This window comes from Psychrobacter sp. NPDC077938, assembly GCF_044542635.1.
In the GTDB taxonomy this organism is placed as follows: domain Bacteria; phylum Pseudomonadota; class Gammaproteobacteria; order Pseudomonadales; family Moraxellaceae; genus Psychrobacter.
Genome location: NZ_JBITUW010000001.1, coordinates 737,456 through 751,525, shown reverse-complemented (window position 1 = coordinate 751,525; position 14,070 = coordinate 737,456). Strand labels below are relative to the sequence as shown.

The 14,070-nt window shown below is 41.0% G+C and carries 12 protein-coding genes; 2 read left to right on the top strand and 10 right to left on the bottom strand.

All coding sequences use genetic code 11. The features are described from left to right. Positions 1 to 169 precede the first annotated feature (169 nt). The 5 genes from ACIGBM_RS03210 to ACIGBM_RS03190 form a co-directional block, all read right to left on the bottom strand. Positions 170 to 2,818, bottom strand: coding sequence for a DEAD/DEAH box helicase (locus tag ACIGBM_RS03210; protein WP_397476719.1), 2,649 nt, complete (start codon positions 2,816 to 2,818; stop codon positions 170 to 172). Next, on the bottom strand, positions 2,809 to 4,461 hold the full coding sequence (locus ACIGBM_RS03205) for a site-specific DNA-methyltransferase (protein WP_397476718.1): 1,653 nt from the start codon (positions 4,459 to 4,461) through the stop codon (positions 2,809 to 2,811). The genes ACIGBM_RS03210 and ACIGBM_RS03205 overlap by 10 nt, the downstream gene beginning before the upstream one ends. 215 nt (positions 4,462 to 4,676) lie before the next feature. Then, positions 4,677 to 5,681 (bottom strand): YhdH/YhfP family quinone oxidoreductase, encoded by a 1,005-nt coding sequence (locus ACIGBM_RS03200; RefSeq protein WP_397476717.1) that lies wholly within the window; start codon positions 5,679 to 5,681, stop codon positions 4,677 to 4,679. 174 nt (positions 5,682 to 5,855) lie between these two features. Next, positions 5,856 to 6,833, bottom strand: coding sequence for a zinc-binding dehydrogenase (locus ACIGBM_RS03195; protein ID WP_397476716.1), 978 nt, complete (start codon positions 6,831 to 6,833; stop codon positions 5,856 to 5,858). Between the two features lie 402 nt (positions 6,834 to 7,235). Beyond that, complete coding sequence (locus tag ACIGBM_RS03190; RefSeq protein ID WP_102078218.1) at positions 7,236 to 7,490, bottom strand: DUF2798 domain-containing protein; 255 nt, start codon at positions 7,488 to 7,490, stop codon at positions 7,236 to 7,238. A 340-nt stretch (positions 7,491 to 7,830) separates the two neighbouring features. On the opposite strand from ACIGBM_RS03190, the gene ACIGBM_RS03185 reads away from it, so the two are divergent. Further along, the gene (locus ACIGBM_RS03185) at positions 7,831 to 8,550 is read left to right on the top strand and encodes an aspartate/glutamate racemase family protein (RefSeq protein WP_397476715.1); all 720 of its coding nucleotides are present in this window, start codon (positions 7,831 to 7,833) and stop codon (positions 8,548 to 8,550) included. A 25-nt stretch (positions 8,551 to 8,575) separates the two neighbouring features. Here the strand turns inward: ACIGBM_RS03185 and ACIGBM_RS03180 are convergent, their stop codons facing one another. Next, a complete protein-coding gene (locus tag ACIGBM_RS03180; protein WP_397476714.1) occupies positions 8,576 to 9,619 on the bottom strand; it encodes an NAD(P)H-dependent flavin oxidoreductase in 1,044 nt (347 codons plus the stop codon). Positions 9,620 to 9,843: 224 nt separating this feature from the next. Between ACIGBM_RS03180 and ACIGBM_RS03175 the strand changes: the two genes are divergently transcribed. Then, the gene (locus ACIGBM_RS03175; RefSeq protein WP_397476713.1) at positions 9,844 to 10,599 is read left to right on the top strand and encodes an HNH endonuclease; all 756 of its coding nucleotides are present in this window, start codon (positions 9,844 to 9,846) and stop codon (positions 10,597 to 10,599) included. A 157-nt stretch (positions 10,600 to 10,756) separates the two neighbouring features. On the opposite strand, the gene ACIGBM_RS03170 is transcribed toward ACIGBM_RS03175, so the two are convergent. From ACIGBM_RS03170 to ACIGBM_RS03155, 4 genes are all read right to left on the bottom strand, one after another. Further along, positions 10,757 to 11,134, bottom strand: coding sequence for a DsrE family protein (locus ACIGBM_RS03170; RefSeq protein WP_102078217.1), 378 nt, complete (start codon positions 11,132 to 11,134; stop codon positions 10,757 to 10,759). A 177-nt stretch (positions 11,135 to 11,311) separates the two neighbouring features. Continuing rightward, positions 11,312 to 11,863: an acyl-CoA thioesterase gene (locus tag ACIGBM_RS03165; protein WP_057757622.1), complete on the bottom strand. Its 552-nt coding sequence runs from the start codon at positions 11,861 to 11,863 to the stop codon at positions 11,312 to 11,314. Positions 11,864 to 12,106: 243 nt separating this feature from the next. Then, positions 12,107 to 13,192 (bottom strand): YheT family hydrolase, encoded by a 1,086-nt coding sequence (locus tag ACIGBM_RS03160; protein ID WP_397476712.1) that lies wholly within the window; start codon positions 13,190 to 13,192, stop codon positions 12,107 to 12,109. 259 nt (positions 13,193 to 13,451) lie between these two features. Next, positions 13,452 to 14,054, bottom strand: a complete 603-nt coding sequence (locus tag ACIGBM_RS03155; protein ID WP_397476711.1) for a YigZ family protein — start codon at positions 14,052 to 14,054, stop codon at positions 13,452 to 13,454. Positions 14,055 to 14,070 lie beyond the last annotated feature (16 nt).

The following is a 14,070-nucleotide window of genomic DNA, read 5'->3' as shown; positions in this document are numbered from 1 at the left end:
CTGTGTTTCTGCTACGCGATACCACAGCGAGCTAAGTCGCTGCAATCTAGTGATCAAACAAGGATAACCGCTGCAATCAAGGCTAAAAAGCTCTACAAGTCGTAGATTAAGCGATTATCAAAACTCAGCGACCTGTAAAAATACCTTACCTAGTATGATAAACGTCTTATTAAGAACCGTATTCTACAGCGGCATCCCTCAAGGTCTGCCAGTTTTTATTTTCTACCCATACAAAACCACAAGCTCCATTACTTCTCTTTGCCCACAAATCACCAATACGCTTTTTCTCTATACTGTCTCGATTACCAATCTCTACAGAGCGATCTTTTCCTTTGTATTCAATAGCTAAAATTATTCCACTGTTAAGTTTAACAATAAAGTCAGGATAAAATTTATCAGAGGCTGTCTGTAACCAAAAAGACGTAGATTTCTTTTCTACATTTCGTACCCACCATTCAACTCCTTGCATTTGATGCGCAATATACTCGGCACACTCAAACTCCTCTCCTTTATCTTTTAGATTACCGATAGGTTTAAAGAAATGCTTTTTTAAAGGAATGAAACCATTATAAACACTGTCATAGCCATATCGACCTTGTTCAAAAGTAATAGCGTGCTCATTTCTAACTTCGAATTTATCTTCATCAGCAAATAAATCGTCAAAAACACGCTGTTTCACTTCTACTAGTCCCGCAGCCATTTTCCGTTGTAATGCACCTCGTAAACGAAACTTACGGTAAGCTAACTCATCTAATGTGAAATTCTTTTCATTCATTAGGTAAGAAACGGCAGCATTCAACCAAGCAACTTTTACATCACGTTCTGAATACGGAAAATATAGATTTCTATCTAGCCAATATACGAGATCTGTTACTTGCCAGCCTTCCTCTTTACCAAAAATCGCTAGTTGGCTATCCATTTGATCATAAATATCACACTCTACTTTTTCTAATTGAGAAATACTTAATGAAGCGCGGCGCATAGTCTCTATGTCTGGAGAAAATTCACCATCTGTTAGCTTGTAATCAAAATCTGAAATCTCCCAGTCAGCATCTAATAATGGAGTTTCATCAAAAATATCAAAAAAACTAAATTGAGTATAACTAAGTAAAGGTATTTTAGCCGAGACTCCTTTTTCTGCAGGCGTTAATTCTTGCGTGGGTGGTGCTGCCTGAATTGCAAGTGCAGTATTAAGTTGTTCCTTTACCGATTTTGCGACTTCGGGTCGTCTAAAGGTTTCTGATATCTGCTGAATTTGTTTGGAAGTCGCTCCCTCTTTTACGGTCAATGTAGATGTTTCTGGCGAAATTTCGATTTTCTCACGTAATGATTTTGGTAACGCTAAAACTAAGTCTTCATCAGGAAGAGACAAAAATCCATTATGCTCAGGTAAAGGAATAATCAAATCGGTAGGTTGCGAAAATAAATCTCCACTATGTTCTTCTCCACGAGCGACTATTAAGTCTTTCGCTTCTAAACGCTCAAAACCACTTTGAACTAACCCATCTTTTAAGTTCTGAACGGTAGTAGCAAGCTCATTCGAAACAACATAAGCATAACTGCGATTAAGAGCTTCTTCACTTTTACGTACAACATGAGGCATACGTAATATACGACCGAGTACTTGCTCTACAGCTGTAGCAGAAGTTGTGTTTCTAAAAGAAAATAAAACGTATGCATTCGGACAGTCCCAACCTTCACGCAGTTTATCGACAGTAATAATAAATTGTGGGTAATCAGGGTCGCCTAGCCTTTTACCTGTTAATTCATCAACAGCACCCGTTGCGATAGCTATCGACTCTTCAGGAATATTAAAGTCGTCAATGAGATGCTTCTTTACTTTGTCTGGCGTAAAGGTTTCTTTCTCTTTAGCAATTCGTTCAGCCTGAATCAGCATAACTACTGGGTCTATGATTTCTCCCGTGAGTTGTTTCTCTTGTTCAGCATGTTTTTCTAGTCGGCGTAACCGTGCGATTGCTTCTGTCAATGAAACGCGCCATTCTGGATGAATAGCCAACTCTAATGGCAGCTTCAACATGTCTTCTGACTGTAGAGTAGCGGCAGAAACGCTACGTAATACATTAGAGGGCTGATGAGATCTATCTGGTGTGGCGGTAAGCTCTAAAATGCAGCTAGGATTAAAGCGTTTAAGAGTATCAGATGCTAATTGAGTGCCTTGATTATGCGCTTCGTCCACAATAACGAAGGGTCTTCTCAAGCGAATAACGTCTACTAACGAATGCTCACCTTTTTGTTCGGTACTTGCACCTTCAAAGTGTGGCATAAGTGCACCGTTCTGACGATAAACTCGTAGCCCATCCGCTGTATCACGCTTAAAGCTTTGCATAGTAGCAACAATGATAGTATTGCCAGTATTCAGCGTAGCAGGCTGCATATACAGTGCTTCATTGATATCTAATACGTTAACTGCACCAAATAGGTCGCGCATATCTTGATGAAGTAGCTCTCCCTCAGTTTTGAGCGCATATAATGTCTGTTCACGTATAGGATCTGAGGGAACTAGCCAGAGTACTAACGAATGCTCTGTAGCTAAGAACGCATCGTTAACACATTTAATAGACTGTCCTGCAATACGAGTTTTCCCACCACCTGTAGGTACTCGAAGGCAAACATAAGGAACATGATCCATATCTGGTAATGGATAGTAAGGTTGGGCTAAACCTGAAGTCGTCAGTTTGGTAGATTCTGCAAAAGCGGCAGCGGGATCTTTTAATTCTCTACAGCGATACAGATAACTTGAGTATTCTTCAAGTAAAGTTTCCTGGTAATTTTTTAGTGATTTATTATTTAGAACCATGTTTTAACCGCCAATTCGTAAGGGAGTTGGTGAAAAGTAATATTGAGTCTGGCTAGTTTTGTTTTATCAAATCGCGTGCGTGCACCATAGACAATCCTCTGTCCTTCAAAGTCTGGCAAAGCCTCTTCTAGTAGGTCAAGAGTTCTACCATTAAGCACATTGCCACCAGCGTCAGATTTATCTTTTAGGATATCGTTATAAAGCAAAAATATCGCTCTATCTTTGTATTGTCCTAGATAGGGCGTACTGTCTTTCTTATCTATAGATTTCAAATCAGATTCATTTAAACCAGTTCCTGTTTCCATGAACCAAACAAATTCGGCTAGCTGCTCAAAGGTGACGTCGGAACGAATAGGGCCGTCGGCCTTAAATAGAGGTTCAGAAGACAAGTTAAAATATTGAAAACCTCCACCTAAACCTTCGGTTTTCTTACCTTTTAAAGATGTATAACCATTTACAGCTTTTTTGACTCTCTCAGCAGTTACATTTTTTGCTATGTTTTTATCCATCTCAATTATTATAAACTTACGATTGCCATTATCTTCACTATTCAGTTTTAAAACTGCGTGTGCAGTGCTTCCAGAGCCTGCAAATGAGTCCATTATTATACTATCCTTGCTAGTACTAATAGTTATCAAATGATGAATCAACTCCATAGGCTTTGGAGTTTCAAATGGTGTCTTTCCATCAAACATCTCTTTAAGAGATTTTTTAGCCTCTTCGTTTGTGGACACGTCTTTAGCAAATAAGATTGACTCAGGAGTTAAACCACGTTCTTTATCATCTAAATATGTTTTCACTCTAGGTACATTATTTCCTGTTTTTCCAAAAAAAATCCTATTATCTTTTATTGCTTCATTCATTACTTCTTCAGTATAAATCCAACATCTACCACTTGGTGGCTCGTGCTTTTTCCCATTTGGTGCAGTTAATGTATAAAATTGTGATTTAGTTCCATGTCCTGACTGTGCTGTAGCAGGATCTGATTTCCACAAGCCTCTTGGGTCGTTGTCTATGTTGACGTAGCGAGCTAAAGCTTCAGCATTCATTGGCAGTTGATTAAAAGTTTTGATTGCATCAAACTTATTTTTACCGTAGCAAATAATGTAGTCATGTCTCATAGATATTACTTTTCTGTTTTCTCTGTTTTTTCTTTTTTCCCAAACAAAATTTGCAATAAAATTTCCAGTACCAAATATTTCGTCCATAAGTAACCTTAGGGATCCTACTTCTGTATCATCTATAGAGACAAAAATAACACCATCATCTTTCAGAAACTGTTTTAACAACAATAGCCTTGGATACATCATACATAACCAACGGTCGTGACGGTCTAAGGTTTCACCTTCTTTACCGACCACTTCGCCTAGCCATTTTTTAATCTCTGGACTATTCACATTATCGTTATAAACCCAACCTTCATTACCCGTGTTATAAGGCGGGTCGATATAGATACATTTTACTTTTCCAGCATAACGCGGCAATAATGCTTTTAGAGCATCTAAATTATCACCTTGTACGATAAGATTTCCACTATCAGCATCCCCGCAAGATAACGCTTCTACAGGCTCTAATAGACGAAATGGTACTTCCTTATGATGCTTTTCTACTGCTTCTTTACCAATCCAATTGAGTGTTGGCATTTGTATCCCTTTAGTCGTCTAAGATTGTTTCTATTTGATATGGTTAGTATATGTCTCAGAACATTTTAATACTATCTTTGTCTAATTGCAGGAGTACTTTAGAGTTTTGAATAATCGCAAGCGAACGCAAATTTAATCTCCCAAAACTAGAAAAAGGCAGCACCCCAAAAAGAATACTACCATTTTTCTAAAAAATTAGACTTCCAAACTAAACCCTAACCCTTCACATTCACCACATAACGCCCAACCACTTTGCTAGACATAAAACGATCTAGGTATTCTGGTGTTTGCTCTAGCGTAATCTCTTCGCCATAGCTTTCAAGATTGGGCAGTTTCATATCGGTAGCGACACGTTTCCAAATGGCCTCTTTGTCAGCCAGTGGAATATAGACCGAGTCGATGCCCAATAATGACACCGCGCGGGTGATAAAAGGTATCACTGACATCGAAAAATCAGCGCCGCTTGCTAGACCACAACTGGTCACTGCTCCGCCAGCTTTGGTTTGCTTGAGTAGGTTGGGTAAGTAGTCACCGCCGATGGTATCAATGGCATTTGCCCATAGTTCACGGCCGACAGGCTTGTTACCGATTTCATTGATAGTATCGCGATGACGTACTTCGCTTGCGCCCAATGCCTTTAAGTGCTCGCTTTGCTCTGGCTTACCTGAGAACGCAATCACCTCATAGCCGAGCTGCTTTAAGATAGCGATACTGATCGTACCGACGCCACCTGTTGCACCAGTCACAGCAACTGGGCCATCACTTGGTTTTGCACCCATTTTTTCTAATTTTTGGACACTTAGCGCTGCGGTTAAGCCGCCAGTACCATAGGTCATCGCTTCTTTTAGCGTCAGCGTTTTTGGACAAGCCAGCGCCCAGTCTGCAGGGATTGAGATCATCTGACCGAGACCACCATCGGTATCCATACCGAGATCATAGCCGAATACCAATACTTCTTGCCCTGCACTAAACGTGCCTGACTTGTCACTAATCACCACGCCTGCTGCATCGATACCAGGAGTATGTGGGTACTGTTTGGTGATTCGTTTATTACCCGATGCTGACATCGCGTCTTTAAAGTTTAACGATGAATAATGTACTTCGATGAGCAAGTCATTCTCTGGCAAGTCACTAACTTTGCGTTCTTGAATGCTTTTTTTGAATTCACCATCACTGGTTTCTTCGACGACTAAGGCTTTAAAAGTTGTATCGTTTGACATGGTTATATCCTTATTAAATTTTATTATTTGTGTTCATTAACTTAGCGATATTATTACTGCAGAATGGTTAAAAAAGCCCACCGTATCTTATCGCTAATACACATGGGCTTTCTTATTTTTTCTAACACCGCTAGTTTTTGCACTCATTACGAGATTACGAGACGAGTGCAGGAATTAAGGTTTTAAAAGAACCTTGCCTTTTTTACTAGATTGTACTTTTCCAGAGACGGCGGTTGCGATATCGTCCAGACTATAAATAGCTTCAATCGGTAGCTTTAAATCGCCATTCGATGCGCGTTCTAGCAACTCAGTAATCAGACGCTGTTTGTTGTCTAGATCCATTTCTTGGCTGGTTTTGCTACCCCAGAAGCCTTTGACAGTTGCTTGCTTAAAGATCAAGCTGCCAGCGTCCAGTGCCATTGGCTTGCCTGACATGATGCCAAATGAGACCAGCGTTCCTTTGCTACCCAGTAGTGATAGCAGTTCATTGCTCGACTCACCACCGACTGAGTCAACGGCTGCTGTGATTTTGTCATCGCCAATGATGGCGCGGACTTGGTCTTTCCAGTCGTCATCAGCAGTGACCACATTGTTTTTGATACCGAGTGAGGTCAGCTCTTCTATCGCGTCTTTGCTACGGACGAGGTTAATCGTATTCACGCCGCGTGCTGCTGCGAGCATGGCAAGGGTTTTACCGACAGCGCCGTTTGCCGCGTTGTGGATGATCCATTGACCGCTATCTACTTCTAAGAATTCTAATAGCATTAAGGCAGACAACGGCATAGCAATCAGCTGGGCAGCCAGCTCGTCTTCGATACTATCAGGCATGTTAAATACCATGCTGGCAGGGGCGACAAAATACTCCGCCCACGTCTCATGCACACTGGCACACGCCACACGCTGACCAACACTAAAGTCTGTCACGTCAGCGCCTACCGCATCGATAATACCTAGCGCTTCACTACCACCGATGGCTGGCATCTCAGGCTTATAGCCATATTGTCCACTCACTGTCAGCATGTCATGGTTGTGAATAGGTGAGAGAATGGTTTTGATACGGACTTCGTTGGCAGCAGGCTGCGGCATAGGACTGTCGCCCACGCTCAACACGTCAGAAGGTTTGCCAAAGCTGTGATGAATAGCACTACGCATAATAATTTCCTTTATGTATTTATGATTTAACTTATTTATAAGTGTATGAATAACCGACTATAAACATCATGTCATCAAGGTCATTCACCAATGTATTTTTTCTTCTAGTAGAAACGATACCATGATAATGATGCTGATAGGTTATCAACTAACAAAGACACTATACTCAAAAATAGACTGGTCGTCTAGACGTTGGATACATTTGCGCTAACGGGATTTTGTTATAGAAAGCTTGGCTTACATCAGTAATATTCTCTAGCGTTAGATAGTCAATCGCATATATATGGAATACGGCATTAGGCCAGTTCAGTCTATTCTCTATAGAACCTTGACTTGCTTGCCCTATATCTAAACTATCTTATAACGACGATGACTCAGAATTATGATAGCTATCGATACTGTTTAATAAAACTCTATTCTACTAAGTACATGCTCTTGTACTAGATAGGCGCAGATATATGCGCTTGGCCACGCAAACATAAAGGCCAGTCCCCACGAATGCATCAACTCCATAAAAAATCCGTCGATAAAGCCTTGTTTGACCACCAACAGGGCTGTTGAGATAATCAGTGACATCATCATCGCCATCAGACCTGTAAAGATAAGGCGGTAATATTTGCGGCGCGTACGTATTCTGATAGTGGGGAAGTTGGCCATAGTATTCGGTTGTCCTACTTGATGTTAGCTACGCCCAGCCTATGATGCGGGCATACGTTGTAAGTTAATAGTTAGGTGGTGAGCAGGCATAATAAATGGATAAGGTATTGGCTACCAGTGTTCATCATACTCCGTGAGGTCAAACGGGTAAAATCGTTATTATCAATGGTAGGGTTTGCGATATGTTATTAATATGATTATTGTCTTTAAGGCAGCATTTTAAAGCTTTTTGAAGAGGTTATTGCTAAAAGGAGTATCTCTAAAAACAGCACGTTCTCAACAGTCGATTTTGCTACGATAACTTACTATAACTAAGACCAAAAACAACTAGGAGTATAGTATGGCAGTTCAAGAACAACGAGGGTCTCAACAAAAAACATTAGGAATCATCGGTGGTATGAGCTGGGAGAGTACCGAGAGCTATTATCGTCTGATTAACGAAGGTGTCAAGCATCAGCTTGGTGGACTACATTCAGCAGATTTGTTGATTCATAGTGTGGATTTTGCGTTGATCAATACGTTACAGGAGCAAGGCAGATGGGACGAGCTAGGTGTGATAATGGCTAACAGTGCTCAGCGTCTACAAGTAGCTGGCGTACAAGGAATCATGATTGCTTCTAACACGATGCACAAACTGGTCGATGACGTGCGCTCCGCCACAGACTTGCCATTGACTCACATCGCTGATGCGACTACTGATGCTATCAAAAAACAAAATCTCACCAAAATAGCCTTACTTGGTACTCAGTTTACGATGACTCAAGATTTTTATAAGCAGCGTCTTATTGATGCGGATTTACAAGTATTGATACCAGAAGATGAGGCGAGAGCAGAAGTACATCGCATTATCAAAAAAGAGCTGTGTGTCGGTGAGTTTAAAGACAGCTCACGAGAGTATTATCGTCAAGTGATTAAAGATTTGGCAGCGAAAGGGGCAGAGGGTGTGATCTTGGGCTGCACAGAGATTGGTTTACTTATCAAACAAGCCGACAGCCCCATACCTGTATTTGATACCACAGCTATTCATGCAGCTGCGGCGGTAGATTTTTTATTAGAGTAGTGCGGACTGATAAAAATGTTTAAGCCTATAACGTTTTTACCAGTCGCTCAAGCAGTTCAAACGTGCTCTCTTGTTTGACCAAAGTTATCCCTTGTCCTGCCCATAAAGATTGATGTTCTGCATCCATATTCTGAGACGCATGAGCTCGCATAGATTTGGACATGGCATTTAATTGCGGGTAGGGCGGTAGCTCATCAGCGCTTTCAAATTGAGCAAAATCACGTAGATAATCGTTTAATAAACCACGAGCGAGCTTACCTGAAAATAATCGAGTTAAGCGTGTCTCTGAGCTGCGCCTGCTGTGACTGGCATCGAGTAAGGCTTGTTTATAAGTATCATTGATACCGCATTGGTCAGTGGTCAAAAACGCCGTCCCCATCTGTGCAAGCTCAGCACCTGCCGCTTGTACTGCCTTTATATCCTGTCCCGTCATAATGCCACCTGCTGCAATCAAAGGAATATCAGTACAGGCGCGCGTCTGGCCAATCAAAGTCAATAATCCTAATGGATCGCTTTCACTTTGCGGTAACCAACCACCGCGATGTCCACCCGCTTCGACCCCTTGTACACATACCGCATCTGCGCCAATATCTGCCCATGCTTTCGCTTCTAGTGGATGATTGGCAGTGCCGATGACGCGTGTGCCGAGACTTTGCAGACGCTGAACTTGCTCAGCACTGATAATGCCAAAGGTAAAACTGGCAACAGGAACGGGATTGTCATAGAGCACTTGTAGCTGCTCTGCGAAGATCTGCGCTGGGCGTTCAGGTAGTGCAAATTCAATATTATTGTCTTGATAGTATTGACTTAGCCAAGCGGGAATTTCGGTATCAAAGGTCGTGGATTCTTGCTCAGACAATACCATGAGATTGATCATAAACGGACGGTCGGTGAGCGATTTAATGGTATCAATTTGGCTAGTCAAAACATTTGGCGCGGTCATACCAGACCCTAATGAGCCCAGTCCACCAAAGTTACTGACCGTCGCTGCCAGTTCAGGTGTGGTTGCTCCTGCCATGGGTGCTTGGACGACAGGGTAGGTTAAATTCAGAGTATCAAGTAAGCTCATGACTGGCTGCCTTTTTAGTAGGGTGTTTGCATGACTTACTTTAACAGAGCTGAGTAAATGGTATGTGAGATAGTGTTTATTTAGTTGCTGAATAGGGTGATTGATTTTGGCTACAGTTTTGTAGTTAAAAGAGTTGGCTATGGATTTGTAGTTAAGGGGATAGTGTCAATCTGACTCGTCTTAACTGTATAATATATTTATTGAAGAATGATTAGGTTAGAAAGATGAGTAGGCTACAAAACTATAGTTTTCATGGTATTTATGATCTAATTAATCTTGTTGAAGAACACATAAACTTAGAAACGGAGTTTTGGAACTATAATGAAGATTATTTTATAAAGCATTCAGCTAAATTTAGTAAAGATACTCTGTTGCATCAGTATATTGTTATTACAGCATTTAATTTTTATAGACGTGATTTTAGGAAGAACAAAGATTGTTATGATGATGAGTACCTATCAATTTGGTATGAGAAATTTGATATTTACAGTATTAATATTCAAAAAATAGTGGAAAATGATGACAAAGAGGATCCATGTGCATATGAATGGTTCTTAGAAAATGAGGATAAATTTTATGAGTTATTCTTTGAAATGTCTGAAGAGGCTTTCTATGTTTTATTTAATAATAGAAAGCTTCTTCTGAAATTCAATAAGATAGTTTCTACTCATATATATGAAAAGAATGTAATTTATCCTAGTGAATATATGACTAAAAAAGGAACAATTAAAAGGTGTCATATACCGGTATGGGTGAAAAAGGCTGTTTTTCATAGAGATAAGGGTAGGTGTGTATTTTGTAATACAGATCTAACAAACTTGATTAATCACTATAAGAAAAGCAATTTTGATCATATTGTTCCTCTAGATATGTATGGAGTTAATGATCCTTGTAATATTCAATTAACTTGTGAAACTTGTAATAAGTCCAAAAGCAATATAGAGGTTACCACTTCAGATAAATACTTTTCATGGTGGTAATGGTATTTTGAAGAGAGAGATATGTAATAGAGAAAGGTTTGCTGAGTGGATTGCCCTCACAAACTTAAAAAAACAGGAAAACTCAGCTAGAGTTTTCCTATTTTACATTCAATCTTGGAGATTCTTTTAAGAGTTGATTTGCATAGAATCCTACTCCTTAATTCAACTGCAACGACCCTTTCGCATTCATCAACAGCTCAACCACATCATCACCGCTAATCACTTCAAAGCGCTTGTCAATATCTGACTCTTCTACACCGTTGTGTTTCATACAAGCGCCACAGACCAATACTTGACCACCTTTTTCGATAAAGGCTTCTAGTAACTCACCAGCTGGCTCAAACGGATCGCCGATATCTACATTGTCTAGCGCATTTGGTTTTGCCAGATGTACGGCATCCACCATTAATATCACAGTAGCAGAATGGCCTTTCTTCAATGCCACGCCTGCCATGGTAAACGCTAAAGTAATTTTGCTTGGGTTTGATTCGCTATTATCAAATAACGTACCGACATAATCTGTTGTATTAGCCATATTATTCTCCTTATAAGACTATATTTGTTTTGTCTGAGTATGTACTCACTACTATCCTAACATTTATTATATGTATTTATATAATGAGTTGTTATGAAATAGTAGCTATAAGGTTGCTTGCTTGTACTATCTGTTAAATAAGATAAAAGTAATGGATTTCTAGCTTATAAAGTTAAGTTAGTCAGCTGTATCGACAGGCGGCCACGGACGATCAGCATCACTTTTGATCCACTCAGCCACGTAACCTGTTGGCGGTAGATCCCAGTCAGATTGACCAAGTGCAGCCAATACTTGTGCCGTGTCGATCACTCTACCGCCCTTGGTCACACCGGTACGCAGTAGACCAGATGAGCAGGGCTGCCCTTTGACCCACATTGATTGCTCAATATACAGCCAGCGCGCGTCGATACCGACGATTTTGGTTTTGAGCGTGACTTTTTGAAAGGCGCGAATACGCTTACGGTATTGAATAGTGCTGCCAGCGATGACCAAACCCCAGCGTTGTTTTAATAACTGCTTGCCAAGACCAGTCCGTACTGCAAAGTCCATACGACCCAAATCATAAAGCGTAAATACGCGGCCGTTATTCATCTCCAAAAAATTATCTATATCGGATAAGCGGCAGCGAAACTGAATCTCACTGGTGTCCTTAAACGTCAGTGTGTCGCCCTTTTTTGCTTTTAGGGCAGCATGAGCAATGGTGCTAGCATAACGGATAAATGGGTACATAAAACACTCTCAAAAGGTTATAAACGTTGGCGTTATTATTTTGTCATTGATGACAGTGATGGTTTATTGTCAGAGACCGCATCTTGATAAGGTTCTCTAGGGCGTGTCCTCATTTTAAAAATGGTGATAAAAATGAGATAAATCGCAGTCAAACGAGGAAAATAGTGCAGATAATATCGAGATATTAGTCAGCTATTTGACGCCGTTTGGCAAGATTTAGCCATTTTTAACCCATTTAGATAACTATCGATTGAATTGAGGACACGCCCTAATAGAAGCCACACCAATCCAATTAAAATAAGCGCTGACCGTTTCAGGTATCCAGTTGATATCGAATTTTGAAGTCTTGGACTCTTTATCATTGGTGATAGACGATTTACTTTTGGAATGCCCGTTGTCTGAGCGATACCTCAGATAACCGATGTGTCCACCATGCTCAGTATCTAAGATAGTGACACTCTCAGAGACATCATTTGGCGTAGCAGTAAAGCCAATGAAAGGATCATCTTTTGCACTGACTAATAGCAGAGGGTGAGTGACATTGCGCAAATACGGCATGGCGGATGCAGTATGGTAATAGTCGTTTTTGGAGCGATATCCGTGACGCGGCGCAGTAAAGATATCATCGAAATCACTGATACGATTGGCAGCTTTGATAGAATTGATCTCATCTTGAGTAAGATCGTTTGCCAATGCTTTTTTGATAATTGGGTTAAGCAGATAAGGCGTATAGATACGATGACTCAAGAAGCTGTGCATAGTAATGGCAGCTGAAGACATATCGACTGGCGCGGAGATAACAACGGCACCTTTACAAAGAACCTTGTCCTCATATTCGCCCATATATTTGGCCAGTGCATTGCCTCCTAACGAGACGCCAACCGCATAGATATTGGCATACTGCTCACGCAAATTCTGTAGCGCATGATGCACCTCGTCAGTGTCGCCTGCATTATAAAATACCGTGCCACTAGCAGGAATACCGCCGCAACTACGGAAATGCGCCACCACAAAATGCCAGCCTTGCGCGTGCATTTGGTACGCTAGTGCGCGAGCGTAATGACTGTCACTACTGCCTTCCATACCGTGGAATAGAACAATCAATGGCGTTTGCTCAAGCTCACCATCTTTTGATGCTTCTACAGGGTGCGCATCATAAAAGTCATAGGCAATATCACTCTCGTCCAATGAGTCTTTTTCGACCACGCGGCGGTAGGTCGGTGACTTTGGCGCAAAAAACTTGGGCAAGATGCTTTGCATATGTGGATTGGTCAGCCAAAATGGTGGCTTAAAAGGTGCTGGAGAAAAAGGTTTGGTTGAAGTTGACATATATTGGTCTTATTTAATGATCGTGAAAAAATAAATAGAGTAGTGTGATAAGGTTTTTTCATCATAACGCCAGTACCTGTGAAAACCAATAATTTTCAGTGAACGCATGATTACTGAAAAGCAGTTACTGAAAACAGCTACTGAAAATTATTGGTTCAAAATCATTTACCGAGAAACAGTTACTGTAAAAAAGCTAGTAAATAAGTATATTGAAAAGAGAGATGTCTAAAATTTGCGACGAGCATAATCAGTCAGATTTTTAGTCTTCTGGCTTATCCAATACTCGACCATCCATTGCTAGTCGCGCTTTTAAATTTTCGACATCTGCTTCAGCAAGTGTGGCGGTTAAGGTTACTTGCTTACTATAGGCGACATCGTCGATATGACCGCCAAGGCTCTCTATCATATAGCGGCATTGCGCTTCAGTCGCAAATTCTGCCAGTATCTGAATCTGGGTCATCGGTACATAAGGGTTTAATATCATCTCATCGATGGCCGCTTGAGCAGAGCCCGCATAAGCACGGGTGAGACCGCCAGCACCCAACTTGATACCACCGAAGTAACGCACCACGATGATAATCACGTTGCCGATCGACTTATGCTGCAGTACATTCAATATCGGTCGACCCGCTGTACCGCTAGGCTCGCCATCATCATCAAACCCTGCACTAGTGGTATTATCTGGATCACCGATGATATATGCCCAGCAGAAATGCCGTGCATCAGGATATTGCTCGCGCAGTTGTTCCACGTGAAACATTGCTTGCTCACGGGAGGTCACTGGATAGGCGTAAGCGATAAACTCAGATTTTTTAATTTCGAGGCGCGTGGTAACGGCACGTTTTAGCGTTTGATAGCTCATATTTCATCAGGCTTAG